The organism is Rathayibacter sp. AY2B3 (genome assembly GCF_002931755.1).
In the GTDB taxonomy this organism is placed as follows: Bacteria; Actinomycetota; Actinomycetes; order Actinomycetales; family Microbacteriaceae; genus Rathayibacter.
Genome location: NZ_PSUG01000030.1, coordinates 18,668 through 44,154 on the forward strand (window position 1 = coordinate 18,668; position 25,487 = coordinate 44,154).

Consider the following 25,487-nt stretch of genomic DNA (forward strand, 5'->3'; position numbering starts at 1 on the left):
AGCCCCATGACCCAGCTCGGCCGATCCGCGTGACCCGCGCCACCGCCGCCCGCGCCGTCCCCTCGGCGCGCATCCTGCTCCCGATCTTCGCGATGCTGGTCGGCTTCGGGCCCCTCACCATCGACCTCGTCCTCCCGTTCCTGCCCTCGCTCGGCGCCGACCTCGAGATCTCGGCCGCCTCGGCGCAGCTCGTCGTGACCGGCGCCACCTTCGGCTTCGCAGCCGGCCAGCTCTTCTCCGGACCGCTCAGCGACGCGGTCGGCCGGCGCTGGCCGCTCGGGATCTCGGCGGGCCTGCACATCGCGGCGAGCCTGGTCGCGGCGAGCACCACCGAGACCGCGGTGCTGATGCCCGCGCGGTTCGTGCAGGGAGCGGCCTGCACCGCGGCCGGAGTGGTGGTCGTCGCCATCGTGCGCGACCTCTACAGCGGCAAGCGGCTGGTGACGATGCTCGCGAATCTGGCGGTCATCACGAGCGTCTTCCCGATCCTGGTGCCCTCGCTCGGCGCGCAGCTGACCAAGGTGCTCGACTGGCGCGGCTCCTTCCTGGTCGTCGCGGTCTGGGGAGCCGTCGCGACCGCGATCGCGCTGCTCGTGCTGCCCGAGACGCTCCCGCCCGAGAAGCGGCACCAGGGCGGACTGCTGCCCTCTCTCCGCAACTCCTTCGGGCTGCTGCGCCGGCCGCGGATCCTGGCGCTCGCCGCAGCGTCGGCCGCCGGCTGGTCGGTGGGCTTCGGCTGCCTGGCGACGGCGCCGTACCTCTACACGAACGTGTTCCGGGTGAACGCCGACGGCTACGGGCTGCTCTTCCTCGCCACGTCGCTGATCACGATCGCCGTCGGCCAGACGACGGGCCGCGTGCTGATCCCGCGCTTCGGCGCCCGCTGGGCGATGACCGCCTCCGCGATCGTGACCGCCCTGGGCTCGGTCGTGCTGATCGTGCTGTCGCTCTCCGGCGACCAGCCGCTCCTGGTGATCGTGGGAGCCCTGACCTTCGCGCTCGCCGGCCGCTCGCTGGGCGCGCCCGCCGTGCAGTTCCTCTCGCTGCAGGGTCCGTCACGGGAGGCGGCGAGCGTCACGGCGATCCTCGGCACGGTGAGCTTCACCGCGGCCGGGCTGGTCATGCCGGTGATGGGCGGATTCGCGGAGGTGTCGCTGGTTCCGTTCGCGATCCTCATCATGGCGGCGGCCGTGATCGAGGGCGTGGTGGCGGTGCTGTTCCGGTCGCGGCGCTTCGCCGCCGACGGCGAGGCGGACGGGCGCGGCGAGGCTGCCGTGGGCCCCGTTCCGCGTTCCGAGACAGAGCTCGACGCGGCACCGGGGTCCTGAACCCGCCGTCCGACGCCGAGCGCGCCGCCCCTGCTCCCGCGACGACTCAAGAGTCGTCGCACTCGACGCCGAGTGCGACGACTTCTGCCCTCTCGCGGCCGCGCGCTCGGCGCCGGCGGCTCCGGGGGCCGCGACTGTCCAGGAGTTGTCGCAGTGGGCGCCGAGTGCGACAACTCCTGGATACTCGCGGCGGGCGCTGAGGGCGGGCGCTAGGGCAGGGCGCGCAGGGCGCGGCCCCGGCGGGCCCGCACGCGCGGCAGCTCAGCCGGCGGACCACTCCAGCTCGAGGCGTACCGGCTCGGAGCCGAAGGCCACACTGCCGTCGAGCACGGCGGAGCCGTCGACGCGCAGGACGGCCGCGCGGCCGGCCGTGACGCGCGTCCCTGCAGCGGGCGCCAGCCACTCCGCCCCGGCGACCCGCCGGACCGTCGCGACGGCGCGGCCCGGCTCCCACGAGAGCTCGTCCACGATCAGCCCGCCGCGGGCGCGCAGCCCCGTCACGGAGCCGCGCGGCCAGGCCGCGGGCAGCGCCGGCAGCACGGTCAGCGAGTCGGCCGTCGATCCGAGCAGCATGGCCGCGACCAGGCCCGGCAGCCCGCCGCTCGCGTCGAGGTTGAAGATGCGGCCCGCGTCGTGGCGGGTCGTCAGCGCCGGCGACCAGTGGTCGACCGCCAGCCACTCCGCGCACACCAGCGCCGACTCCGCGTCGCCGAGCACCGCCGCGGCGACGCCGACCTGCACGAGGCCGAACGCCATCTCCATCCGGCCGGGGGGCGCGGTGGGGGCCTCGGCCCGCCATGCGATCTTCGCCCGCACGGTCGCCAGCGCCGCGGCCCGGAGGCGCTCGTCGCCCGCGACCGCCGCGTCGGGCTCGTACCAGAGCGGGTACAGCTGCGAGGCGTGCCGGTGCGCGATCTCCTCGCCCCAGCGCGGATCGATCCACTCGGCGAGCGTGCCGTCCTCGGCCACGCGGTAGCCGGGCAGGTCGGCCACCACCTGCGACCAGCGGCCGTCGAGGGAGTCGTCGCCGCGGGCGCGTCCGAGCAGCGCGGTCGCGCGGGCAGCGTCGCGGAGGACCGCCACGTCCATCGTCGCGTCGACCGCCGTCGGCACCCGCTCCCCGCCGGGGGTGTTCTCGGGGGAGTAGGAGGGGACGATCCGCCGCACCCCGTCGACGACCACCGTCGCGGTCTCGGCGAAGCGCAGGACGCCCTCGGCCAGCTCCCACAGGCGGTCGTCGACGATCGAGCGGTCGCCGGTCGCGGCGACCACGTCGGCGGCGAGGCGCAGCACCCAGCCGCCGCAGCCGGTCCAGAAGAGGTGCGGGTAGTGCTCCGAGAAGTGGTCGGCGCGGCCGTGGGTCGACATCCGCGACGGGAGGAGCATCCCCTCGGCCCCGTAGACGAGGCGCGCGTTGTCGCGGTAGTCGTCGAGGTGCGGGAGGACCAGCTCGAGCAGCGAGAGCACGAGCTCGGGGGTGCCGGTCGGGATCATGCCCGCCATCGCGCCGTTCTGGACGTTGCCGTTCAGCGTGTAGTCGGCCGACCACGCCGGCCGCCAGGTCCCCTGCCAGACGCCCTGCAGCGTCGGCGGCAGCTCGCCGGTGGACGCGACGATGTTCGCCCGGCCGCTCAGCCAGGCCAGCTCGACCACGCGGCGGCGGGCGCCCGCGTCGCCGGAACGGGCGGCGTCCCACAGGTCCTCGGTCAGCTCCGCGTCGGAGGCGCCGTCGAGGTCGAGCACGGAGGCGCCGACCAGCCGGCCGTGCCCCTCGCGCTGGGCGTCGCGCAGCTCCTCCCACGAGAGGTCGGCGGAGGCGTCGGGAGCCGCGCCGATCGCGACGTCCAGCCGCAGCACGCGGGCGACCCCCGCGGAGAGCTCCACGTCCGAGACGGCGGCGCCCCCGGCCACGCGCCACGTCGCTCCGCTCGTCGCCCGCGTCACGACGCGGATCGCCGTCGGACCCTCGCCCGCCTCGGCGGTGAGCACCCCGGAGGAGCCGCCCTCGACGTGCGACGAGACCACGGCCGAGGCGTCGGGCACGCCGGTGTCGAACGACGTCGCCTCGCCGGCTCCGAGCGCGAGCTCGACGGTGACGACGGTGTCCGCGGAGGACTCCAGAGCCAGCCGGACGCCCTCGCCGCCGTGCGGGGCGAGCAGGCGCACGGCGTGGCGGCCGCCGTTCTCGTCGGTCCACTCCACCGCGGTCTCGCCGCCGAGCGGATCGATCAGGCGGATCGCCGAGGCGACGCCGCCGGGGGTGCGCAGCGAGACGGTCGCGCAGAGGCCGAGCGGGTCGGTCCAGATCAGGCCGCCGTCGTAGCCGCTGTCGCGGGCGGCGCGGGCGAGCAGGGCCGTGCCGGTGTCGGAGTCGCCGGCCAGCAGGGCGCCGCGCAGCTCGTCGCGGACACCGGCGAGGTCGGGTGCGTCGGGGCGCGGATTGACGGGGAGGAACCAGCGCTCGTGGGCGAGCGGGACGGTCAGGAAGTCGGCGGGGCCGTGCGCGACGGCGCCGACGCGGCCGCTGCCGACGATCAGGCCGTCCTCCCATGTCGGGGCGGGAGTGGCGGTGGTGAGGGCGGCGCGCGACGATGCGCGGTCGATCGATCGGATGATCGTTCCTTCCGTCAGGGTGCTCCTGATATGTTGCGTGGAACTTCAAATTAGCCGCCAGGGCACCCGGAGGGCCAACCCGGGCGGCGACTCGAGTGAGGACACCGCGATGACGCGACCGATCACCCTGTTCACCGGCCAGTGGGCCGACCTCCCGTTCGAGGAGGTGGCGCGCCTCGCGGGGGAGTGGGGCTACGACGGCCTCGAGATCGCGTGCTGGGGCGACCACATCGACGTGGCGCGCTGGGACGACGCGGAGTACGTGCAGAGCCGGAAGGACGTGCTCGCCGCGAACGGCCTGCAGGTGTTCGCGATCTCGAACCACCTCACCGGCCAGGCGGTCTGCGACGACCCGATCGACGAGCGACACCGCGACATCCTCAGCGACCGCGTCTGGGGCGACGGCGACCCCGAGGGCGTCCGGCAGCGCGCCGCCCAGGACCTCAAGGACACCGCCCGCTTCGCCGCCGCGCTCGGCGTGACGCAGGTCAACGGCTTCTCCGGCTCGTCGATCTGGAAGGGCGTGGCCATGTTCCCGCCCGCCTCCGACGAGTGGATCGCCGCCGGATACCAGGACTTCGCGGACCGCTGGAACCCGATCCTCGACGTCTTCGAGGAGGTCGGCGTCCGCTACGCGCTCGAGGTGCACCCGAGCGAGATCGCCTACGACTACTGGACCGCCCAGCGGACCCTCGAGGCGATCGGCCACCGCGCCTCGTTCGGCTTCAACTTCGACCCGTCGCACTTCGTCTGGCAGCAGCTCGACAGCGTCGCGTTCGTGCTCGACTTCGCCGACCACATCTTCCACGTGCACGTGAAGGAGTCGGTCACCAACCTCGACGGCCGCAACGGCGTCCTCGGCTCGCACCTGCCGTGGGCGAACCCGCGCCGCGGCTGGACCTTCGTCTCGACCGGGCACGGCGCCGTCCCGTGGGAGCCGGTGTTCCGCGCGCTCAACGCGATCGGCTACACCGGTCCGACCAGCGTCGAGTGGGAGGACGCCGGCATGGATCGCCTCGACGGCGCCCCGGAGGCCCTGGCCTTCGTGCGGAAGCTCAACGCGATCACGCCGCCGGCCGACGCCTTCGACGCGGCGTTCTCGACCTCGCGCGACTGACCGCCCGCCGGCGCCCCTGCGTCTCGGAGGCCGGGAGGACCGACCGCCCGGGAGCGCCGTCCGGGCTCCCCGGCCTCCATCGTGCCGCGAGCGCGTCCGCAACCGAGGTCGGGATGCTGTATCGGGCGCCGAACGGGCCGGAGAGGGCGATCCGCCCTCGATTGCTGACGCGATCCGTCTCGGACTCGGCGGCAGGCCCCCGGCGCCGACCGGGCGGCCTGCCGGGAACGACGGAACGGCCGGCCCCCGCAGGGAGCCGGCCGTTCCGTTCTCGCAGGATCTACAGGCCCTGGGAGAGGCGGTAGTACGCCGCGTTCGAGCGGATGTCGGCCTCGAAGCCGCGCAGGGTGGTCGACTCGTCGATCACCAGGAGCTCGACGCCGGCGATGCGGGCGAAGTCCTCCCACGCCTCCAGGCCGATCTGCGTCGTCATCACCGTGTGGTGCGCGGCACCGGCGGTGATCCAGGCGGCGGCGCTGGTGCCGAAGTCCGGGGCGGGCTGCCAGACGGCGCGGCCGACGGGCAGGTGCGGCAGCGTCTGAGGCGGCTCGACGTTCTGCACCTTGTTCGCGACCAGGCGGAAGCGCTCGCGGACGTCGCTCAGGGCGACCACCACGGCGGGACCGGCGTCGGCGGTGAAGACCAGGCGCACCGGGTCCTCGCGGCCGCCGATGCCCAGCGGGTGGATCTCGAGCGAGGCGCGCTTCGACGACAGGGACGGCGACACCTCGAGCATGTGCGCGCCGAGGATGAGCTCCTCGCCGGGCGTCATGTCGTAGGTGTAGTCCTCCATCAGGCTGGTGCCGCCGGGGAGGCCGGCGCCCATGACGGCGGCGATGCGGATGAGGACGGCAGTCTTCCAGTCGCCCTCTCCGCCGAAGCCGTAGCCGTCGGCCATGAGGCGCTGCACGGCGAGGCCGGGGAGCTGGCGGAGCCCGCCGAGGTCCTCGAAGCTGTCGGTGAACGCCTCGAAGCCGCCCTCCTCCAGGAACGAGCGCAGGCCGATCTCGACCGCGGCGCCGTAGCGAAGCGACTCGTGGCGCTCGCCGCCGGGGAGCAGCTCGGGAACCACGTCGTAGCTCTCGAGGTACTCGGCGACGAGGGCGTCGATCTGCTCGGAGGTCGCGGCGTCGACGCGCTCGACGAGCTCGTTCACACCCCAGGTGTTGACGCTGACGCCGAGGCGGATCTCGGCCTCGGTCTTGTCGCCCTCTGTGACGGCGACGTTGCGCATGTTGTCGCCGAAGCGGGCGACCTTCATGCTCTGCGAAGCGGACCAGCCGGCGGCCGCGCGCGACCAGGTGCCGATGGCCTCGGTGACGCGGGCGTCGCTCGCGTGGCCGACGACCGTCTTCCGGGGCACGCTCATCCGGCTGAGGATGTAGCCGTGCTCGCGGTCGCCGTGCGCGGCCTGGTTGAGGTTCATGAAGTCGAAGTCGATGTCCTGCCACGGCAGGGCGACGTTCGCCTGGGTGTGGAAGTGCAGCAGCGGCTTGGCGAGCGCGTCGAAGCCGTGGATCCACATCTTCGAGGGGCTGAAGGTGTGCATCCAGGTGATGACGCCCACGACGGAGTCGTCGGAGTTCGCCTCGATCATGGTGCGGCGGATGGCGTCGGAGCTCTTCAGCACCGGCTTCCACTCGACGGTCACGGGGATCGCGCCCGCCTCGTTCAGCTGCGCGACGACGGCCTGCGACTGCTCGGCGACCTGGCGGAGGGTGTCCTCGCCGTAGAGGTCCTGGCTGCCGGTCAGGAACCAGACGGTGCGGGTGGCGAGGTCGGGGATGATGCTCTGGTACACGCTCATGCGATGGCTCCGGTGGGGTTCTGTCCGTAGACGTTCTGGTAGCGGTCGAACAGGGCGTCGATCGACTCCTGCGGGATGGGGACGAGCTCGCCGCCCTGGCGCGCGAGGTGCACGGTGCGGGCGACGTCCTCGGCCATGACGGCCGCCTTGACGGCGTCCTTCGCGTCCTTGCCGATGGTGAAGACGCCGTGGTTCTGCATCAGGACCGCGCGCGAGCGGTGCCCGCTGAGGGTCGCGACGATGCCGCGGCCGATGGAGTCGTCGCCGATGATCGCGAACGGGCCGATGGGGATCTCCCCGCCGAACTCGTCGGCCATCGCGGTGATGACGCAGGGGATCGACTCGGCGCGGGCCGCCCACGCGGTCGCGTAGGTGGAGTGCGTGTGAACGACTCCGCCGACCTCGGGCATCTCGCGGTACACGTAGGCGTGCGCCGCGGTGTCGCTGGAGGGGCTGCGGTCGCTGCCGGGGGTGCCGGGGACGACGTTCCCGTCGAGGTCGCAGAGGATCATGTTCTCGGGCGCGAGGTCGTCGTAGGAGACGCCGCTGGGCTTGATCACGAAGAGGTCGGCGCCGGGCACGCGGCCCGAGATGTTGCCGCCGGTCCAGATGACGAGGCCGTAGCGGACGAGCTCGGAGTGCAGCCGCGCGACGTCCTCGCGGACGCGGGCGATCGCCTCCTCGACGGCGGGGGTCTGGGTGGTCATGCGGTGGCTCCCTGGTTCTGCGGGTCGGTGAGGGTCTCGACGGCGGTCTGCTCGACGGCGAGGCCGGCGCGGTAGCGCTCGAGGTAGGCGGAGAAGCCGGCGACGTCGTCCGCGTCGGGGGCGACGGTCTCGAAGCCGGAGTCGCCGAAGACCTGATCCGTCAGGTACGCGTCGAGCGCGACTCCGCTCTGCAGGCGGTAGGCGGCGAGCACGGCCATGCCCCACGGGCCGCCCTCGGACGCGGTCGCGGCGACCGAGACGGGGGCGTCGAGTGCGCCGGCGAGGAAGCGCTGGGCGACTCCGGCGGTGCGGAACATGCCTCCGTGCGCGAACATCTCGTCGATCCGGACGCCCTCGCCCGCGAGGACGCGCATGCCCAGCGCGAGCGTGCCGAACACGCCGTAGAGCTGCGCGCGCATGAAGTTGGCGAGCGTGAGGCGCGAGTCGGGGGTGCGCACGACGAGCGGGCGGCCCTCGACCAGGCCGGCGATCGGCTCGCCCGCGAGGTGGTTGTAGGCGAGCAGTCCGCCCGCGTCCGCCTCGCCCTCGAGCGCCTCGGCGAAGAGGGTGCCGTAGACGGCGTCGCTGTCGGAGGGGCCGCCGGACGCGGCGGCGAACCGCGAGAACAGGCCGACCCAGCCGGCGAGCTCGCTGGCTCCGTTGTTGCAGTGGACCATCGCGACGAGATCGCCCGCGGGGGTCGCGACGAGGTCGAGCTCGTGGTGCACGCTCTCCAGCGGGCCCTCGAGGACGACCATGGCGAAGATGCTGGTGCCGGCGCTGACGTTGCCGGTGCGCGGGGCGACGGAGTTGGTCGCCACCATGCCGGTGCCGGCGTCGCCCTCGGGCGGGCAGGCGGGGGCGCCGGGCCGGAGGGAGCCGGTGGGGTCGAGCAGGAGCGCGCCCTCGGCGGTGAGCGAGCCGGCGTCGGCGCCCGCGGGGAGCACGGCGGGCAGCAGCTCGCGCAGCGGCTTCACGGCGCCGGCCGCGCGCTCGTCGTAGAGGTCGACGACGCGCTGGTCGTAGTCGCGGGTCGCCGGGTCGGTCGGGACCATGCCGGAGGCGTCGCCGACTCCGAGGACCTTCTCGCCGGTGAGGCGCCAGTGCACGTAGCCGGCGAGGGTGGTGAGGAAGTCGATCCGCTCGACGTGCGGCTCGGAGTCGAGGACCGCCTGGTGCAGGTGCGCGAGCGACCAGCGCAGCGGGATGTTGGCGCCGAACAGCTCCGTGAGCTCCGCCGATGCGGGCCCGGTGCTGGTGTTGCGCCAGGTGCGGAAGGGGACGAGCAGCCCGCCGTCCGCATCGAAGGGGAGGTACCCGTGCATCATCGCCGAGACGCCGAGCGCTCCGACGGAGGAGAGCTGCACGCCGTGACGCGCCTGCGCGTCCGCGACGAGATCCGCGTAGGCGGCCTGGAGGCCCGCGTGGACGGCGTCGAGGGAGTAGGTCCAGCGGCGGTCCACGAACTGGTTCTCCCACTCGTGGCTGCCGACCGCGAGGACCACGGACGGGTCGGCCGCATCGACCAGGCACGCCTTGATCCGGGTGGAGCCGAGCTCGATGCCGAGGGCGGTGGCGCCGCTCGTGATCACGTCGGCGGGGGTGGGCCTGCGCTGGTCCATCATGCTCCTCGCTCGGGCGATGTGACCGTTCACAAAGCCCCGGGTCAGCGTAGGCGAAACGGCTCGGGGTCGGCAAGCGAGGGGCCGGCCGGCGGGGTCCGACTGCTGCTCCTCCGCCGCAAGCCCCTTCCGCCGGGGCCGCCCGCTTGGTCGCATGAGGCGTGCGTGAGATCAGACTCGTCAGACTCGTCACCCGCCTCGAGAACGCCGCCGCCCTCGATCCGTTCGTCGGCCGGGTGAAGCGGGCCGTGAACGCCCTGGTCCGGCCGCAGCCGGTGCGGGACGTGCTGCACGGCGTCCCGGTCGGCCACCCCGTCCATCCGCTGCTCGTCCTCGTGCCGACCGGCGCCTGGGTGTCGGCGGCGGTGCTCGACCTGCTGCCGGGGAACCAGCGCGCGGCGCGGACCCTCGTCGGCGTCGGCGTGATCAGCGTCCTGCCGACCGCCGCCTCCGGCTTCACCGACTGGTCGGAGCTGCACGAGCAGCAGACCCGCGTCGGGCTGGTGCACTCGGCGGCGAACGTGGTCGCGACGGGCCTCTACGCCGCGTCGTGGGTGCAGCGCCGCCGCGGGCGCACCACGAGCGGGACGGTGCTCGGGATGCTCGGGCTCGCCGTCGTCTCGGGCGGCGGCTACCTGGGCGGCCACCTCAGCTACCGGCAGGCGGCGGGCGCGAACCACGCGGAGGACGTGCCGCACCGCTTCCCCTCGGGCTGGCAGGAGCTCGGCGCCCTGGCGGACCTGCCGGAGCGCACGCCGGTGAGGAGGGAGGTCGCGGGCCTTCCCCTGCTGGCCTTCCGGCGGGGCGAGCGGATCGACGTGCTGTCGAACGTCTGCAGCCACCTCTCGGGCCCGCTCGACGAGGGCGAGGTCTCGGCGGACGCCTCGGGGGAGGCGTGCGTCGCCTGCCCGTGGCACGGCAGCGCCTTCTCGCTCGAGACCGGCGAGGTGCTGCGCGGGCCGGCCACCTCGCCGCAGCCGCGGTTCGAGACGCGGGTGCGCGAGGGGCGCGTGGAGGTGCTGCTGCCGCACGCGGGGTGAGGCGGGAGCTCAGGAGGTGGCTGCCGCACGAGGGTCGGGGCGGGGCGCCGGTCAGGAGGCGGCGGCCGCCCCCGGTGCGGGGCGGCGCTCAGGCCTGAGCCGTCGACGCCCGCTCCACCAGCACCGGCGGCACCGGGCGGTCGACGGCGGGCTCCTCGCCGCGCAGCTCCGCGAGCACGACGCCGATCGTGCGGCGGCCGACCTCGGCGAAGTCCTGGCGGATGGTCGTCAGCGGCGGCTGGTAGTGCGCCGCCTCGGGCACGTCGTCGAAGCCCACGACGCTGAGGTCCTCCGGTACACGCAGTCCCCGCTCGGTGCAGGCGTGCAGGAGTCCGAGGGCCATCTGGTCGTTGCCGGCGAACACCGCGGTCGGCAGGGGCGACCCGTCGAGGAGGCGGAGGCCGGCGCGGTAGCCGGACTCGGCGCTCCAGTCGCCCGCCACGACGGCGACGGGCGCGAGGCCGGCCGCGCTCATCCCGGCGCCGAAGCCCTCGAGCCGGGCCTGCGCCTCCACCCAGTGCTGCGGACCGGCGAGGTGCGCGATGCGCGTGTGGCCGAGGCCGACGAGGTGCTCGGTGGCGAGCCGTGCTCCGGCCGCCTGGTCGACGAGGAGCAGGGAGTCGGCGCCGCGGTCCGTCGCGCCGAGCGTGACCGAGGGGACGCCGATCGCGAGGCTCTCGATCGCCTCCAGCGCGCGCTCCTGAGGGGCGAGGACCACGATCGCCTCGACCGACTCCCGCTGCAGGTGGGCGAGGCCGTCGGCCAGCGACTCCGCGTCCGGCGCCGCGTTCACGACCGGCACCCGGTAGCCCGCGTCGCGCGCCGCCTGCTCGATCGCGGCCATCGCCGTGGCGGTGCCGTAGAAGCTGTGGCTCTCGGCGGCGAGGATCCCGATCAGGCCGGAGCGGCTCGTCGCCAGGGCACGGGCGGCAGCGCTGGGCCGGAAGCCGAGGTCTTCGATCGCGGCGAGCACGCGCTCCCGGGTGCGCGGCCGCAGCTGGGGGCTGTCGTTGAGCACCCGCGACACCGTCTGGTACGACACTCCGGCCCGCACCGCGACGTCGCGGATGGTCGGCGCGCGGTCGAGGGGCATGGCCACACCGTAGCGGTGCGTGCGCCCCCGTCCTCCTCCGCGAGAGGCCGCGTGAGTACGGGTCCGTCGGCGTGTCCCGGGCCCGAGCGGCATCTCTCGGAGGGTGTCCGGGCGCGGGTCAGGGGCCGCCGAGCCAGTGGTCGATGCGGTGGTGGTCCGGCGTGAAGCCGTGGTCGACGCCCCAGAGGACGGCCTGCGTGCGGCTGGTCGCGCCGATCTTGCCGTAGACGCTGCGGATGTAGGACTTCACCGTGTTGGGGCTGAGGTAGGTGAGAGCCGCGACGTCGGCGTTGCTCTTGCCCTGCGTGATGAGCGCGAGGATCTCCGACTCCCGGTCGGTGATGCCCTCGTGGCGGCCCGGCCAGTCGAGGCCCGGCGCGCTGCCCGCCCGCCGCGGAGGGTCGCTGACGACGACCTCGCCCGCGGCCACCCGCTCGAGCGCGGCCACCAGCTCCCGCGCCGGCAGGGTCTTGGAGAGGTAGCCGTGGACGCCCTGCTCGAGGGCGTCCGCGATGAGCGTCGGCGCGAAGTTCCAGGTGTAGACGACCACGTGCTCGGCCCGCTCGTTGCGCACCAGCTCCGCGATCTCGTGGTGGTCCGACTCCGGCTGGGCGAACGAGTCGTAGAGGACGACGTCGATCCGGTCCGAGAGGGAGGCGTTCGCGTCGATCTCCGCGACGACCACCCGGTCGCGGTAGTGGTCGAACATGTGCGCGAGGCCCGTGAGGACGACGTCGTAGTCGTCGACGAGCGCGACGGTGAGGGGCGCACGGCGGGTCATGGTCGGACGCTACCGCACGGCTCGTCGGGGCGAGCACACCCCCAGGGGTGTAGCGGCGCCTCCTCCGGGGTGGTTGCGTAGTCACCGGTCCCGCAACCGCGGAACCGATCAGCGGGCCCCCGCCCGCACAACGGAAGGACGACCGCCATGCTCGGTCTCATCATCAGCCTCATCGTCGTCGGACTCATCGCAGGAGCGCTGGCCCGGCTCATCGTCCCCGGGAAGCAGAGCATCAGCATCGGCATGACCATCGTGCTGGGCATCGTCGGCTCGTTCGTCGGCGGCTTCCTCGGCTTCCTGATCTTCCAGCACGACCCGATGGACGGCTTCTTCCAGCCTGCCGGCATCATCGGCTCGATCATCGGAGCGATCATCGTCCTGCTCGTCTACACGCGCTTCGCCGGCCGCTCCGCCGCGCGACGCTGACCCGCAGCGCCCGGCCGACAGCGAGGTCGCTGCCGCCCCGCGCTCCGCGGGCGTGCAGTCACCGCTCTGACCGGCGGCCCCGGCCCGGCTCCCCCCACGGGCCGGGCCGTCGTGCTGTGCGCGGGGTGCCCGGGCGACGTGGTGTGCGCGGGTGTCCGGGCGTCGAGCGCGTCCCCGATGCTCCGTCCGCGGATGCCCGCGCCGAGTCCTCCGACCTCCCCGGATCGGCGGCCGAGTCCGTCGCGGCCGAGTCCACGGAGTCCGAGCCCGCCGCCGCCCAGCCGCCGCGCACCGGGGTGCGCGATGCTCGGGCGATGCCGCTCGTCGTCCCCGATGCCCTCGTCCCCTTCGCGCTCCGGCTCGCCCGCGCGAACCGCACCTTCGTCAGCGCGGAGGGAGCCCGCCGCCGTATCCGGGAGCGTGCGCTCCGTCCCGCCTCCTACGGCCCGCCGCCCCGCCTCCGGCCCGGCGTGCGCGTCGACGTGGAGCAGGTCGGCTCCTGGCCGGTCTACACGATCCGCCCGAGGGTGATCCGCGGCGGCGTCGTCTACGTCCACGGCGGCGGCTGGGTGAACGAGATCGCGCCCCAGCACTGGTGGCTCGCCGCGCGCATCGCCGACGAGGCCTCCGTCGCGGTGACCCTCCCCCTCTACCCGCTCGTGCCCTTCGGCACCGCGCTCGAGGCGCGCGACGGCGTCCGCTCTCTGGTGCTGCGGAGTCTGGAGCGGTACGGCGCGACCTGCCTCGCCGGCGACTCGGCGGGCGGCCAGATCGCGCTCTCGACGGCCCTCGCCCTGCGCGACGACGGGGTGGTCCTGCCGCGCACCACCCTCGTCTCGCCCGCGCTCGACCTCTCCTGGAGCAACCCGCGCATCCCCGAGGTGCAGCCGACGGATCCGTGGCTCGGCACGCCGGGCGGTCGCGTCCTCGCCGAGAGCTGGCGCGGCTCCCTCGACCTGCTCGATCCCGTGGTCAGCCCGCTGTTCGGAGACCTGGCGGGCCTCGGTCCGCTCACCGTCTTCACCGGCACGCGCGACGTCCTCAACCCGGACGCGCACGTGCTGGCCGAGCGGGCGGCGGCCGCCGGGGTCCCGTTCGAGCTGCACGAGGCCGTCGGGCAGGTGCACGTGTACCCGCTCGTGCCCACGCGGGCCGGCCGCGAGGCGCAGCACGACCTGGTCGAGGGGCTCCGCGCGGCGGTCTGATCGGCGGCCCGCCGAGGCGGCCGGCGGGCTCCTCTCAGTCCGTCTCGTGGACGGCCGACGGCGCCGCCGCCCGCTCGTCCACGACATCGAGGCGCGCCAGCGCGTTCGCCGTACCCCGGTGGCCCCGGGTCGTGAACAGGCCGATCACGGCGGCCGCCGCGAGGACGAAGGCGAGCAACGACCAGAACCCGCCCTCGACGGCGAGCAGGGTCGACCAGCCGCCCGATCCCGCCGCCCAGCGCACGAGCCGCTGCCGGAGGAGCGGTCGCGGCTCGGGACGCAGGCGCACCACCGTCTCGCCGAGGGTCCGCCCGGACCGCAGCACGATCACCAGCTGGAGCAGCGGAGCCGCGAACGGCAGGGCTCCGAGGACCACGTCCCCGGGGCTCGACCGCGTGTCCACCCCCGCGAGCACGAGGCCGATCCCGGTGACCGAGACGAGCGCGCCCGTGATCAGGCTCAGCGCGAGCACGTCGCAGAACATGCCGAACGCGCGGCGGCGGATCGTGACCGGGCGGGCCAGCTCCGGCACCGCGCCCTCGGTCCGGCGGGTGAAGACGAGGAGGACGGGGGAGAGGAGGGTGCCGAGCAGGGCGCCGACCGTGTTGGCCAGCAGGTCGTCGACGTCGAAGAGCCGGTAGGCGCACGGGTAGAGGAACCAGTCGCCCGTGAGCTGCGTGACCTCGATGAGGAGCGACACGGCGAAGCCGACGACGGTGCCCCCGATCAGCCCGGCGACGAGGCGCCCGCGCAGGGCGAGATGGCGGACGAGCATCCCGAGGGGGACGAAGAAGACGACGTTCAGGAGCACCTGCGCGGACGCGGGGTTCGTCAGCAGTGCGCGGGGCCCGTCGATCCCGCCCTCCTTCGCGATGTCGCCGACGAAGGCGAACAGGCGCAGCTGCGGACCCGATCCGGTGCGGCAGGCGGCGGCGACCGTCGCCTCGTCGGGCAGGGGGAGGAGCGTGTAGGTGACGAGGGCGAGCGCGTAGACCACGGCGGCGAAGGCCAGCACCGCGTTGCCGATCCCGAGGACTCCGCGACGCCGGTACTGCAGGGCGGCCCAGGGCACGAGCCCCACGAGGGCGATGGCGGAGCCGAACAGGAGGGCGAGCACGGCGGAGGTCATGCACCGACAGTAGGAGAGAGGGGGCCGATCTCCGCGGCCTGGCGCGTCAGAGATCTCCGCCAGCGCGATTCGTCCCTCCCCAGCGCGGGATCCGGGCACTCCTCCACGGATCCGTGCGATCCCCGTCCGCCGCCTCCACGCCCTGCTAGCGTTTCCTGGGTCGCGTCCAAGAAACGCGAACGCCTCCGACCCCTCCACGAAAGACGTCATGCCGCTGCGCCCCCGCCTCCTCGCCCTCCCCGCCGCCGTCGCGGCCGCCGCGCTCCTGCTCAGCGGCTGCACCGCCGAGACGCCCGACGCCTCCAGCACCCCCGTCGACGGCGGGACGCTGACCTACGCGTCCGGCGACGCCGAGCCCACCTGCCTCGATCCGCACGTCGGCGGCAACTACCCGCAGGCGCTCCTCGCGACTCAGGTGCTCGAGTCCCTCGTCTCGCGCGACGCCGACGGCACCATCACGCCGTGGCTGGCCGAGTCGTGGACCGTCTCGGACGACGCGCTCAGCTACGACTTCACCCTGCGTGAGGGCGTGACCTTCACCGACGGCACCGCCCTCGACGCGGAGGCGGTCGCCGCGAACATCGCGCACCTCCAGGACCCGGCGACCAAGTCCTCCACCGGCTACCTCGCGGTGGCGAAGGTCGCCTCCGTCACGGCCGTCTCGCCGACCGTCGCCCGCTTCACCCTGACCGCGCCGGACAGTGCGCTGCTCGAGTCGCTCGCGCAGCCGTGGACCGCGATCGAGTCGCCCGCCGGCATCGCGCGTGGCGAGGAGGCCAACTGCGAGGCGCCCGTCGGCACAGGCCCCTTCACCGTCTCGGAATGGGTCAAGCAGGACCACGTGACCCTCACCCGCAACGAGGCCTACGACGCGTCGACCGGCCCGACCGGGGACGGCCACGAGGGCCCCGCGCACCTGGCGAGCATCACCTGGCGCTTCATCCCCGACTCCGCCACCCGCTACGCGGCGCTGCAGTCGGGCGAGGTCGACGTGCTCGACAACGCGCAGCCCGACACCCTGAAGGCCGCGACCGGAGCCTCCGACCTCGTCGAGCTCGACGCGCCGCGGCCCGGCTCGGTCAACCGCCTCGAGCTCAACTCCGGCCAGGCGCCGTTCGACGACGAGTCCGTCCGCGAGGCGTTCGTCCGCGGCGTCGGCGTGAACGACGCGATCGACTCCCTCTTCTTCGGGACGGCCGAGCGCTCCTCCTCTCCGCTGTCCAGCCGCGAGGCGACCGCGTACTCCGACCCGTCGCTCTTCGAGGACGCCGGGTCCGACTCCGAGGTGACCGCCGCGGAGGATCTGCTCGAGAAGGCCGGCTGGGTCGACTCGGACGGCGACGGCATCCGCGAGAAGGACGGCACGCCGCTGACGCTGCGCTTCCCCGTCAGCACCAACCAGTCGATCCCGGCCGAGCAGTCGCTGTTCGAGCAGATCCAGGCCTCGGCGAAGACCCTCGGCTTCGACGTGCGGATCAGCCTGCTCGACCTGTCGAGCTGGTACACCGCGCTCGCGTCGAACGAGTACGAGCTGGTGAGCGCCCCGTACACGAAGGTCGGGCCCGACGTGCTGCGGATCCTCTACTCCTCCTCGGGCATCACCCCCGCGCCGAGCGGCTACTTCGCCAACCACGCGCAGATCGCCGACCCCGTTCTCGACTCGCTGCTCGAGCAGGCGAGCGCCACGACCGACGAGGACGCCCGCGCCGACCTGTACGAGCAGGCGCAGCGGATCGTCCTCGAGGGCTACTGGATCCTGCCGCTCTACGACCAGCAGAACCACTACCTGCACCGGTCGGCCGTCCAGGGACTCGTCGCCCTCGACACCGTGTCGACCCCCTGGTTCGCCGACGCCTGGGTCTGACCCGGCCCTGGAGTGATCGCTGAGGCGCGGGTCCTGTGGCTCCGCGCCTCATGCCGTCGAGCGGCCGCCGCGGGCAGAGCCTCGAGACCCCGTGCTCCGGAGAGAGCGGACCCCGCCGCACCCCGCCCACTGCCCCGACCGGAGAGGACGACCGCCCGCATGATCCGCCGCGTGCTCCTCCGCCTCGGCGGCGCCCTCGTGGTGCTGTGGGCCGTCGCGACCGCCGTCTTCGTGCTCATCCGCCTCGTCCCCGGCGATCCGGCGCAGGCGATCCTCGGCGGTCCGGGGTCGCAGGCGTCGCCCGAGGCGCTCGCCGCGGTGAGGGAGCAGTACGGACTCGATCAGCCGCTCCTCGTGCAGTACCTGGTGCAGCTCGGCAGGCTCGCGCGCGGCGACCTCGGCACCTCCTACTCCCTCCGCACCCCGGTCGCGCAGATCCTCGGCGAGCAGCTGCCCGGCACTCTCCTGCTCGCCGTGCTCGCGCTGACCGCCGCGTGGATCCTCGCGCTCGCGACCGCCCTCTGGTCGACCCGGGGCGGCCGGCTCGCCGCCGCGGTCGGCTCCGGCCTCGAGCTCACGGCAGCCGCGCTTCCGCACTTCTGGCTGGCGACCGTGCTGATCGCCGTCTTCGCGACCGCGCTGCGCTGGCTGCCCCCGGTCAGCACCGGGTCGCCCGCCGGGCTGGTGCTGCCGACGCTCACTCTCGCGATCCCGCTGGCGGGCTTCCTCGGCCAGGTGATGCGCCGCTCCCTCCTCGACGCGCTGGAGTCGCCGTTCGTGCTCGCCGCCCGGGCGCGCGGCGAGGGCGAGCTCGGCGTCCGCGCCCGCCACGCGCTGCGCCACGCGGTGCTGCCGGGGGTCTCGCTCTCGGGCTGGGCGTTCGGCTACCTGATCGGCGGGGCCGTGGTGGTCGAGACGATCTTCGCGAGGCCGGGGCTCGGCCGGACGCTGCTCGCGGCGGTGACGGTCCGTGACGTGCCGGTGGTGACGGGAGTCGTGCTCGTCACGGCGGTGGCGTACATCGTCGTGACCCTCGCCACCGATCTGCTGACGCGCGTGATCGACCCGCGTCTGGCACGGCGGGAGGCGGTCGCGTGAGCGAGCTCGAGCTGCGCGCCGCCCGCCCGCTCCGCCGGGGCGCGTCCCGCCTCCGCGCGGGCGAGGTGCTGGCCGCGGTCTTCGTCGTGCTGCTCCTGCTCGCCGCCGTCGCGCCCGGGCTGCTCGCCCCCTCCGATCCGCTCGCCGTCGCCCCGCGCGACGCCTTCACCCCGCCGGGCGCCGCGCACCTGCTCGGCACCGACGAGTCCGGCCGCGACGTCCTCAGCCGCCTCATCGCGGGGGCGGGCGCGTCCCTGCTGATCGGCGCCAGCGCCACCGCGATCGGACTCGTCCTCGGCGCGGTGCTCGGGGTGGTCGCGGCGTTCGGCGGCCGCGTCGTCGACGGAGTGATCGGCCGCGTGCTCGAGGTGCTCTTCGCGTTCCCCGCACTCCTGCTCGCGCTGCTCGTGATCGTCGTCACCGGCCCCGGAGTCGTCCCCGCCACCATCGCGGTCGGCCTCTCCACCGCGCCGGGCTACGCCCGCATCCTGCGCACGCAGCTGCTCGGCATCCGCGACTCCGGCTACGTCGAGGCGGCGCGGGTGCTGGGGCACGGGCCGGTCCGCATCCTCCTCCGTCACGTCCTCCCCAACACCTTCGGGCCGCTCGCCGTGCTGGCGACCCTCGGCGTCGGCCAGGCGATCGTCTGGGCCTCGGCCCTCAGCTACCTGGGTCTGGGCGCCGAGCCGCCCGCGCCGGAGTGGGGCGCGATGCTCTCGGCGGGCCGCACCTATCTCGCGAGCGCGTGGTGGCTGACCGTGTTCCCGGGACTGGCGATCGTGCTGACCACGATCGCGACGACGGTCCTCGGCGGGCGTCTGAGGGGTGCGCGGTGAGCGCGGTCGTCGTCGACGGGCTCCGGGTCGCCTTCGACGGCGTCGAGGTGGTGCACGGGGTCTCGCTCCGCGTGGAGCCGGGGGAGTGCGTCGCGATCGTCGGCGAGTCCGGGTCGGGCAAGAGCGTCACTGCGCGAGCGCTGCTGGGGCTGAGCGGAGGCGCCGTGACCGGAAGCGTCCGCGTCGGCGGGACCGAGGTGGTCGGCGCGGGCGAGCGGGAGCTGCGGCGGCTGCGCGGCGGATCCGTCGGCTTCGTGCCGCAGGACGCGCTGCTGTCGCTCGACCCGCTGCGTCCGATCGGCCGCGAGATCGGCGACGTGCTCCGCCTCCACGGCCGCCCGCCCGCGGCCGAGCGCGCGCAGCGGACGATCGAGGCCCTGGCGAGCGTCGGCATGCCGGAGCCGGCCGAGCGGATGCGCGAGCGCTCCGGCGACCTCTCCGGCGGGCTCCGCCAGCGCGCCCTCCTCGCGGCGGCCGTGGCGCTCGACCCGCCGCTGCTCGTCGCCGACGAGCCGACCACCGCGCTCGATGTCACCGTGCAGGCCCGGGTGCTCGAGCTCTTCGCCGAGCAGAAGGCGCGCGGCCGGGCGCTCGTCCTGGTCTCGCACGACCTCGCCGTGGTGGCGGGCCTCGCCGACCGCATCCTCGTGCTGGCCGACGGCCGCGTGGTGGAGGAGGGGACCGCGGCCGAGGTGCTGCGCGCGCCCCGCAGCGCCGAGGCCCGCGCGCTCGTGGCGGCCGTCCCCGCGGGGCGCCCGCGCGGCTCCCGGCTCACCGACCCGACCGCCCCGGCCACCCCGCACGACGCCCCCGGCGAGGTCGTGGTCGCGGCCCGCGGTATGGCCGCCCGCTTCGCGCTGCCCGGCGGAGGAGTGCGGGTCGCGGTCGACGGCGTCGACCTCCAGCTGCGACGCGGCGAGACCGTGGGGCTCGTCGGGGAGTCCGGATCGGGCAAGAGCACCGTGGCCCGGCTCGTGCTGGCCTTGCGGCGTCCGGACGCAGGCGCCGTCGAGCTGTTCGGCGAGCCGTGGTCCGCAGTGACGGAGCGCTCCCGCCGTCCCCGCCGCCCGCGGATCGGCGCCGTCTACCAGGACAGCCTCTCCTCGTTCGACCCGCGCTGGAGCGTCGGCCGCCTCCTCCGCGACGCCGGCACCGCCTCCGTGCCCGCGCTGCTCGAGAGCGTGGGACTCGACCCCGCCCTCGAGCGGCGCTCGCCGCGGACCCTCTCCGGCGGTCAGCGCCAGCGCGTCTCGATCGCCCGGGCGCTCGCGACGCGCCCCGACGTGCTGATCTGCGACGAGCCCGTCTCCGCCCTCGACGTGTCGGTGCAGGCTCAGATCCTCGACCTGCTCGACGACCTGCAGCGCCGTCACGGCCTCGCCCTCCTCCTCATCTCGCACGACCTCGGCGTGATCGCCCACATGAGCGACCGCATCGCCGTGATGCGCGAGGGCCGGATCGTCGAGGCGGGTCCGGCCGCGTCGCTCCTGGCCGCGCCGCAGGAGGAGTACACCCGCCGCCTGCTCGCCGCCGCCCCGCGCCTCGAGCGCTGAGCCGTCCGCGGCTCCCCGCGCCACCCGCCCGCCGAGACGCCGCGCGCCTCGCCGCGACGCCGCCTCCACAGCGGTGCCCCGCCTGCCCAGCGGTGCCCTGGAAGCGCGCCCGCGCAAGCCCGCGCCGCGAATACGCCGCACCTCCACCACGTGTCGGACCTGCGGCGTAGCGTTGCCGAGGTGATGCGCCCGACGACCCAGACCCTCGGCCAGCTCCGTGCCTCCGGGCACGTGCAGAAGAGCCTCCGCACCGAGATCCGCGACAACCTGCTCGACGCCCTGCGCGAGGGCCGCGACCCCTGGCCGGGCCTGCACGGCTTCGCCGAGACGGTCATCCCGCAGGTCGAGCGCGCCGTCATCGCCGGCCACGACATCGTCCTGCTGGGCGAGCGCGGCCAGGGCAAGACCCGCCTCCTGCGCACCCTCGTCGGCCTGCTCGACGAGTGGACGCCCGTCATCGAGGGATCCGAGCTCGGCGAGCACCCCTACGAGCCGATCACCACGGAGAGCCGCCGCCGCGCGGAGGAGCTGGGAGAGGACCTGCCCGTCGCGTGGAAGCCCCGCGAGGAGCGCTACGTCGAGAAGCTGGCCACCCCCGACACCAGCGTCGCCGACCTCATCGGCGACGTCGACCCGATGAAGGTGGCCGAGGGCCGCAGCCTGGGCGACCCGGAGACCATCCACTTCGGCCTCATCCCGCGCAGCCACCGCGGCATCGTCGCGATCAACGAGCTGCCGGACCTGGCCGAGCGGATCCAGGTCGCCATGCTCAACGTGATGGAGGAGCGCGACATCCAGATCCGCGGCTACGTCCTCCGCCTCCCGCTCGACGTCCTCGTCGTCGCGAGCGCGAACCCGGAGGACTACACGAACCGCGGCCGCATCATCACGCCGCTGAAGGATCGCTTCGGCGCCGAGATCCGCACCCACTACCCGACCGCGCTCGTCGACGAGGTCGCCGTCATCCGGCAGGAGGCGGACCTCGTCGCGACCGTGCCCGACGCGCTCATCGAGATCCTCGCCCGCTTCACGCGGGCCCTGCGCGAGTCGAGCTCGGTCGACCAGCGCAGCGGCGTCAGCGCCCGCTTCGCCATCGCCGGCGCCGAGACCATCGCCGCGGCCGCCCTGCACCGCGCCACCCGCCGCGGCGAGGAGGAGGCGGTCGCCCGCCCCATCGACCTCGAGACCGCCGTCGACGTGCTCGGCGGCAAGATCGAGTTCGAGTCGGGGGAGGAGGGCCGCGAGGACGAGATCCTCGACCACCTGCTCCGCCAGGCGACCGCCGAGACCGTCCGCGCCCACCTGCGCGGGGTCGATCTCGGGCCGCTCGTCGAGGCGGTCGAGAACGGCGCGATGATCACGACCGGCGAGCAGGTGACCGCCCGCGAGTTCCTGGCCGGCCTGCCGCTGCTCGGCGAGGCCCGCGTCTACGACGAGGTCGCCGAGCGCCTCGATGCCGTGGGGGAGGGGCGCCGCGCCGGAGCGGTCGAGCTCGCCCTCGAGGGCCTGTACCTCTCGCGGAAGCTGAGCAAGGAGACGGGCGGGGGCGAGGCCGTCTATGGCTGATGCTCCGCGCGGCAACCGCCGGCTGAAGCGCGACGCGCGCTACGCGAAGTACGACGGCGGGCCCGATCCGCTCGCCCCTCCGGTCGACCTGAAGGAGGCCCTCGACGCGATCGGCGAGGACGTGATGGGCGGCACCTCGCCCGAGCGCGCCCTGCGCGAGTTCCTCCGCCGGGGCGCCCGCGACCGCGAGGGCCTGGACGACCTCGCCGCCCGCGTCGCCGAGCGACGTCGCGAGCTCACGCAGAAGAACAACCTCGACGGCACGCTCCGCGAGATCCGCGAGCTCCTCGACAAGGCCGTCCTCGCCGAGCGCAAGCAGCTCGCCCGCGACACGCAGATGGACGACGGCGACCGCGCGCTCGCCGAGATCCAGCTCGAGAGCCTCCCGCCCTCACCGGCCGCGGCCGTCTCGGAGCTCAGCGACTACCGCTGGCAGAGCCCCGAGGCGCGCGCCGACTTCGAGCGGATCCGCGAGCTCCTCGGCCGCGAGATGCTCGACCAGCGCTTCGAGGGGATGAAGAAGGCCCTCGAGAACGCGAGCGAGGAGGACCGGGCCGCGATCGACGCGATGCTCCGCGACCTGAACGAGCTGCTCGAGGCGCACGCGCGCGGCGAGGACACCCCCGAGCAGTTCGACGCCTTCCTGGAGCAGCACGGCGAGTACTTCCCCGAGGGCCCGGAGTCGGTGGACGAGCTGATCGACGCGCTCGCCGCCCGCGCGGCCGCGGCCCAGCGGATGCGCAACTCGATGACCGCCGAGCAGCGCGCCGAGCTCGACGCCCTCGCCCAGCAGGCCTTCGGCACGCCGGAGCTCCTGCAGTCCCTCGGCCGCCTCGACGAGACCCTGCGGGGGCTCCGCCCCGGCGAGGACTGGGGCGGCTCCGAGCGGATGGACGGCGAGCAGGGGCTCGGACTCGGCGACGGGACGGGCGTGTTCCAGGAGCTGGCCGACCTCGACGCCCTCGCCGACCAGCTCGCGCAGACGGACCGCTCCTCCCTCGACGACCTCGACCTCGACCTGCTGGCGAAGCGCCTGGGCGAGGACGCCTCCGTCGACGCGCAGACGCTGAAGCGCCTGGAGCGGGCACTGCGCGACTCCGGAACCCTGCGCCGCGGCTCCGACGGCCGCCTCGCCCTCAGCCCGAAGGCCATGCGCCAGCTGGGCAGGGCGCTCCTGCGCGACATCGCCGAGACCGTCTCCGGCCGTCAGGGCGCCCGCGACGTCCGGCGCGCAGGCGCGGCGGGCGAGCGCTCCGGAGCGACGCGCTCGTGGGAGTTCGGCGACACCGAGGCCTGGGACATCCCCCGCACGGTGACCAACGCCCTGACCCGCACGGCCGGCGAGGGCCGACCGGTCGGCTCGGGGGTGCGCATCCGGATCGACGACGTCGAGGTGCAGGAGACGGAGGCGCGCACGCAGGCCTGTGTCGCGCTCCTCGTCGACACCTCGTTCTCGATGGCGATGGACGGCCGCTGGGTGCCGATGAAGCGCACCGCGCTCGCCCTGCACACCCTGATCAGCAGCCGGTTCCGCGGGGACGCGCTGCAGCTCGTCGCCTTCGGCCGGCGCGCCGAGGTGATGGACGTCGAGCAGCTGGTGGGTCTGGACGCGGAGTGGGACAAGGGCACGAACCTGCACCACGCGCTGCTGCTGGCCAACCGGCACTTCCGCAAGCACCCGAACGCGCAGCCGGTGCTGCTCATCGTCACCGACGGCGAGCCGACCGCGCACCTCGAGCCCGACGGCGGCGTCTTCTTCGACTACCCGCCCGACCCGCTGACCGTCGCCGTCTCGGTCCGCGAGCTCGACGCGTCGCTCCGCCTGGGCGCGCACACCACGTTCTTCCGCCTGGGCGACGACCCGGGCCTCGCGCGCTTCATCGACTCGCTCGCCCGCCGGGTCGGAGGCTCGGTGGTGAACCCGGAGGCGGAGGACCTCGGCGCGGCCGTCGTCTCCTCCTACCTCGGCGCTCGCGGCGCGGGTCCGGGCGGCGGCGGGACGCCCGGCGAGGAGCTGTTCGGCCGGGGCTGGAGCTTCTGAGCCGTTCACGATGCAGGAGAGATCTGCTCCCGCGCCTGCGGATCAGCGCGTCTGCCCTGCTCCGGAGGCGTTCGTCCTGCGTTCTGAACGCGCCCGGCTCAGAACAGCGGCCAGGGCACCGCGGGCATCCCGCCCCGCGGGCCCGGGAAGCGGCCGAAGGAGCCGAGCCTCTCGCAGCGCTTCGCGAACGCGGCGATCTCGTCCTCGGTGAGCAGCTCCGAGAGCGCCTCGCCGAGCGGACCGTCGATCCGCGTGCGCAGGAGCGCCAGCGCCGTCAGCTCCTCCTCGAGCAGCGGTTCGCCGATCCAGCCCCAGAGGACCGTGCGCAGCTTGTGCTCGGAGTGGAAGGTGAGCCCGTGGTCGACGCCGTAGCGGTGGCCGTCGGGCAGCGCGAGCACGTGCCCGCCCTTCCGGTCCGCGTTGTTGGCGACGACGTCGAACACGGCCATCCGGCGCAGCGCGGTCGAGTCCTCGTGCACGAGCGAGATGTCGCGGTCCTCCTCGTCGCTGCCGTCGAGGACGTGCCGCCATCCGTCGGGCACGGAGTCGGCGGGCACCAGGTCGACGGCGTCCTGGTCCGGATCGATGTCCTGCCAGAGCTGCACCATGCCCGGACCGAGCGGACCGTCGCGCAGCCACGTGCGCGGCACCACGTTCCAGCCGAGCGCCTCCGAGACGAGGTACGCGGCGACCTCGCGGCCCGCGAGCACGCCGTCCGGGAAGTCCCACAGCGGCTTCTCGCCCGAGATCGGCTTGTAGACGACGGACGTCTCGCCGAGCTGCGCGAGGAACGTCGCGTTCGAGGCGATCGTGATCCGGCCGGCCAGCTCCAGCTCGCCGTCGAGCCCGCCCGGGTCGCTCATGCGAGCGGGCAGTCGTGCCCGTCGGGATCCATCGGCTCGCCGCATCGAGGGCAGAGCGGACGTCCGGCGCCGACGACCTCGAGGGTGCGCTTCGCGAAGGCGCGCGCCGTCCCGACCGGGATCTTCACCTGCAGCATCTCGGTGGGCTCGGGCTCCTCCTCGGAGTCGTCCTCCGCCTCGGTCAGCGGGTAGGCCTCGATCACGATCTGCGCGGTGGACGGGTCCCAGCCGAGGCTGAGCCCGCCGACGCGGAACTCGGGCTCCACGGGCTGGTCGAGCGGATCGTTGTCGACGAGCTCCGGGGGAGTGCCGGCGGGGACGCTGACCGGGTTGCCCTGGGCGGTCATCAGCTGGTCGAGGATCTCGTCGATCTTCTCGGCGAGGAGGGCCGACTGCTGCTTTTCGAGGCCGACGCTGACCACGCGGGGCCCGGTCTTGGCCTGGAGGTAGAAGGAGCGCGAGCCGGGTGAGCCGACGGTCCCCACGACGACGCGATCGGGCCAGTCGAATCCGTGCACGATCGGAGGCATGCCCTCAGTCTACGAGCGCCCGCCTCCGCAGTGGCTGCGCGCGTCGGGCTCCCCGTTCAGGTGGAGGCGTGTCGAGAGAGGACGGGTCTCGACACGCCGCTGCCCGGCCCCTCCTGCTGCTCGGGGAGCCCGCCCCTCCTGCTGCTCGGGGAGCCCGGAGCGGGCGCATCGAGATCCCGCACCGCCGAGCACCCGCACCCCTGCCGCTCGATCAAGCCCCGAAGCGGGCCTCTCGAACCCCCGCCTACTCGTGCCCCGACGCGCGCAG

The 25,487-nt window shown here is 74.2% G+C and carries 20 protein-coding genes; 11 read left to right on the forward strand and 9 right to left on the reverse strand.

Annotated features, from left to right (window positions below; genetic code table 11):
* The first annotated feature begins 29 nt into the window (after positions 1-29).
* Positions 30-1,328 carry an MFS transporter gene (locus C5C24_RS11135; RefSeq protein WP_104304975.1) on the forward strand — a complete coding sequence of 433 codons (1,299 nt, stop codon included), beginning with the start codon at positions 30-32 and terminating at the stop codon, positions 1,326-1,328.
* Positions 1,329-1,589: 261 nt separating this feature from the next.
* Here C5C24_RS11135 and C5C24_RS11140 read toward each other — a convergent pair whose 3' ends face one another.
* The gene (locus C5C24_RS11140; RefSeq protein WP_104304976.1) at positions 1,590-3,530 is read right to left on the reverse strand and encodes a glycoside hydrolase family 95-like protein; all 1,941 of its coding nucleotides are present in this window, start codon (positions 3,528-3,530) and stop codon (positions 1,590-1,592) included.
* 520 nt (positions 3,531-4,050) lie between these two features.
* On the opposite strand from C5C24_RS11140, the gene C5C24_RS11145 reads away from it, so the two are divergent.
* On the forward strand, positions 4,051-5,058 hold the full coding sequence (locus C5C24_RS11145) for a sugar phosphate isomerase/epimerase (RefSeq protein ID WP_104304977.1): 1,008 nt from the start codon (positions 4,051-4,053) through the stop codon (positions 5,056-5,058).
* Between the two features lie 280 nt (positions 5,059-5,338).
* Here C5C24_RS11145 and araA read toward each other — a convergent pair whose 3' ends face one another.
* Genes araA through C5C24_RS11160 form a run of 3 tightly spaced genes read right to left on the reverse strand, consistent with a single transcriptional unit; the run spans position 5,339 to position 9,194 of the window.
* The gene (gene araA, locus C5C24_RS11150; RefSeq protein ID WP_104277902.1) at positions 5,339-6,865 is read right to left on the reverse strand and encodes an L-arabinose isomerase; all 1,527 of its coding nucleotides are present in this window, start codon (positions 6,863-6,865) and stop codon (positions 5,339-5,341) included.
* Positions 6,862-7,572 carry an L-ribulose-5-phosphate 4-epimerase gene (locus C5C24_RS11155; RefSeq protein ID WP_104224687.1) on the reverse strand — a complete coding sequence of 237 codons (711 nt, stop codon included), beginning with the start codon at positions 7,570-7,572 and terminating at the stop codon, positions 6,862-6,864. Before C5C24_RS11155 ends, araA begins: the two co-directional genes overlap by 4 nt.
* A complete protein-coding gene (locus tag C5C24_RS11160) occupies positions 7,569-9,194 on the reverse strand; it encodes a xylulokinase (RefSeq protein WP_104281427.1) in 1,626 nt (541 codons plus the stop codon). The genes C5C24_RS11155 and C5C24_RS11160 overlap by 4 nt, the downstream gene beginning before the upstream one ends.
* 161 nt (positions 9,195-9,355) lie before the next feature.
* On the opposite strand from C5C24_RS11160, the gene C5C24_RS11165 reads away from it, so the two are divergent.
* Entirely contained in the window at positions 9,356-10,234 is an 879-nt protein-coding gene (locus tag C5C24_RS11165; RefSeq protein ID WP_104304978.1) for a Rieske 2Fe-2S domain-containing protein, read from the forward strand.
* 88 nt (positions 10,235-10,322) lie between these two features.
* On the opposite strand, the gene C5C24_RS11170 is transcribed toward C5C24_RS11165, so the two are convergent.
* Positions 10,323-11,327 carry a LacI family DNA-binding transcriptional regulator gene (locus C5C24_RS11170; protein ID WP_104277147.1) on the reverse strand — a complete coding sequence of 335 codons (1,005 nt, stop codon included), beginning with the start codon at positions 11,325-11,327 and terminating at the stop codon, positions 10,323-10,325.
* Between the two features lie 118 nt (positions 11,328-11,445).
* Positions 11,446-12,108 carry a response regulator transcription factor gene (locus C5C24_RS11175; RefSeq protein WP_104225041.1) on the reverse strand — a complete coding sequence of 221 codons (663 nt, stop codon included), beginning with the start codon at positions 12,106-12,108 and terminating at the stop codon, positions 11,446-11,448.
* Positions 12,109-12,255: 147 nt separating this feature from the next.
* Here C5C24_RS11175 and C5C24_RS11180 point away from each other — a divergent pair, with 147 nt between their 5' ends.
* On the forward strand, positions 12,256-12,534 hold the full coding sequence (locus C5C24_RS11180; protein ID WP_104225042.1) for a GlsB/YeaQ/YmgE family stress response membrane protein: 279 nt from the start codon (positions 12,256-12,258) through the stop codon (positions 12,532-12,534).
* A 314-nt stretch (positions 12,535-12,848) separates the two neighbouring features.
* The gene (locus tag C5C24_RS11185; RefSeq protein ID WP_104304983.1) at positions 12,849-13,739 is read left to right on the forward strand and encodes an alpha/beta hydrolase fold domain-containing protein; all 891 of its coding nucleotides are present in this window, start codon (positions 12,849-12,851) and stop codon (positions 13,737-13,739) included.
* Positions 13,740-13,773: 34 nt separating this feature from the next.
* Here C5C24_RS11185 and C5C24_RS11190 read toward each other — a convergent pair whose 3' ends face one another.
* Positions 13,774-14,868, reverse strand: a complete 1,095-nt coding sequence (locus C5C24_RS11190; protein WP_181110265.1) for a VanZ family protein — start codon at positions 14,866-14,868, stop codon at positions 13,774-13,776.
* 208 nt (positions 14,869-15,076) lie between these two features.
* Here C5C24_RS11190 and C5C24_RS11195 point away from each other — a divergent pair, with 208 nt between their 5' ends.
* The 6 genes from C5C24_RS11195 to C5C24_RS11220 all read left to right on the forward strand — a co-directional run bounded on the left by C5C24_RS11195 (position 15,077) and on the right by C5C24_RS11220 (position 23,826).
* The gene (locus tag C5C24_RS11195) at positions 15,077-16,732 is read left to right on the forward strand and encodes an ABC transporter substrate-binding protein (protein ID WP_104304979.1); all 1,656 of its coding nucleotides are present in this window, start codon (positions 15,077-15,079) and stop codon (positions 16,730-16,732) included.
* A 159-nt stretch (positions 16,733-16,891) separates the two neighbouring features.
* Entirely contained in the window at positions 16,892-17,830 is a 939-nt protein-coding gene (locus C5C24_RS11200) for an ABC transporter permease (RefSeq protein ID WP_104277150.1), read from the forward strand.
* A complete protein-coding gene (locus C5C24_RS11205) occupies positions 17,827-18,666 on the forward strand; it encodes an ABC transporter permease (RefSeq protein WP_104277151.1) in 840 nt (279 codons plus the stop codon). Before C5C24_RS11200 ends, C5C24_RS11205 begins: the two co-directional genes overlap by 4 nt.
* Positions 18,663-20,219, forward strand: coding sequence for an ABC transporter ATP-binding protein (locus C5C24_RS11210; protein WP_104304980.1), 1,557 nt, complete (start codon positions 18,663-18,665; stop codon positions 20,217-20,219). The genes C5C24_RS11205 and C5C24_RS11210 overlap by 4 nt, the downstream gene beginning before the upstream one ends.
* Positions 20,220-20,402: 183 nt before the next feature.
* On the forward strand, positions 20,403-21,785 hold the full coding sequence (locus C5C24_RS11215; RefSeq protein WP_104262318.1) for a magnesium chelatase: 1,383 nt from the start codon (positions 20,403-20,405) through the stop codon (positions 21,783-21,785).
* On the forward strand, positions 21,778-23,826 hold the full coding sequence (locus C5C24_RS11220) for a VWA domain-containing protein (protein ID WP_104304981.1): 2,049 nt from the start codon (positions 21,778-21,780) through the stop codon (positions 23,824-23,826). Before C5C24_RS11215 ends, C5C24_RS11220 begins: the two co-directional genes overlap by 8 nt.
* A 98-nt stretch (positions 23,827-23,924) precedes the next feature.
* Here the strand turns inward: C5C24_RS11220 and C5C24_RS11225 are convergent, their stop codons facing one another.
* Positions 23,925-24,689 carry an SCO1664 family protein gene (locus C5C24_RS11225; protein ID WP_104277154.1) on the reverse strand — a complete coding sequence of 255 codons (765 nt, stop codon included), beginning with the start codon at positions 24,687-24,689 and terminating at the stop codon, positions 23,925-23,927.
* A complete protein-coding gene (locus C5C24_RS11230; protein WP_104225051.1) occupies positions 24,686-25,219 on the reverse strand; it encodes a DUF3090 domain-containing protein in 534 nt (177 codons plus the stop codon). The genes C5C24_RS11225 and C5C24_RS11230 overlap by 4 nt, the downstream gene beginning before the upstream one ends.
* Positions 25,220-25,487: the final 268 nt, after the last annotated feature.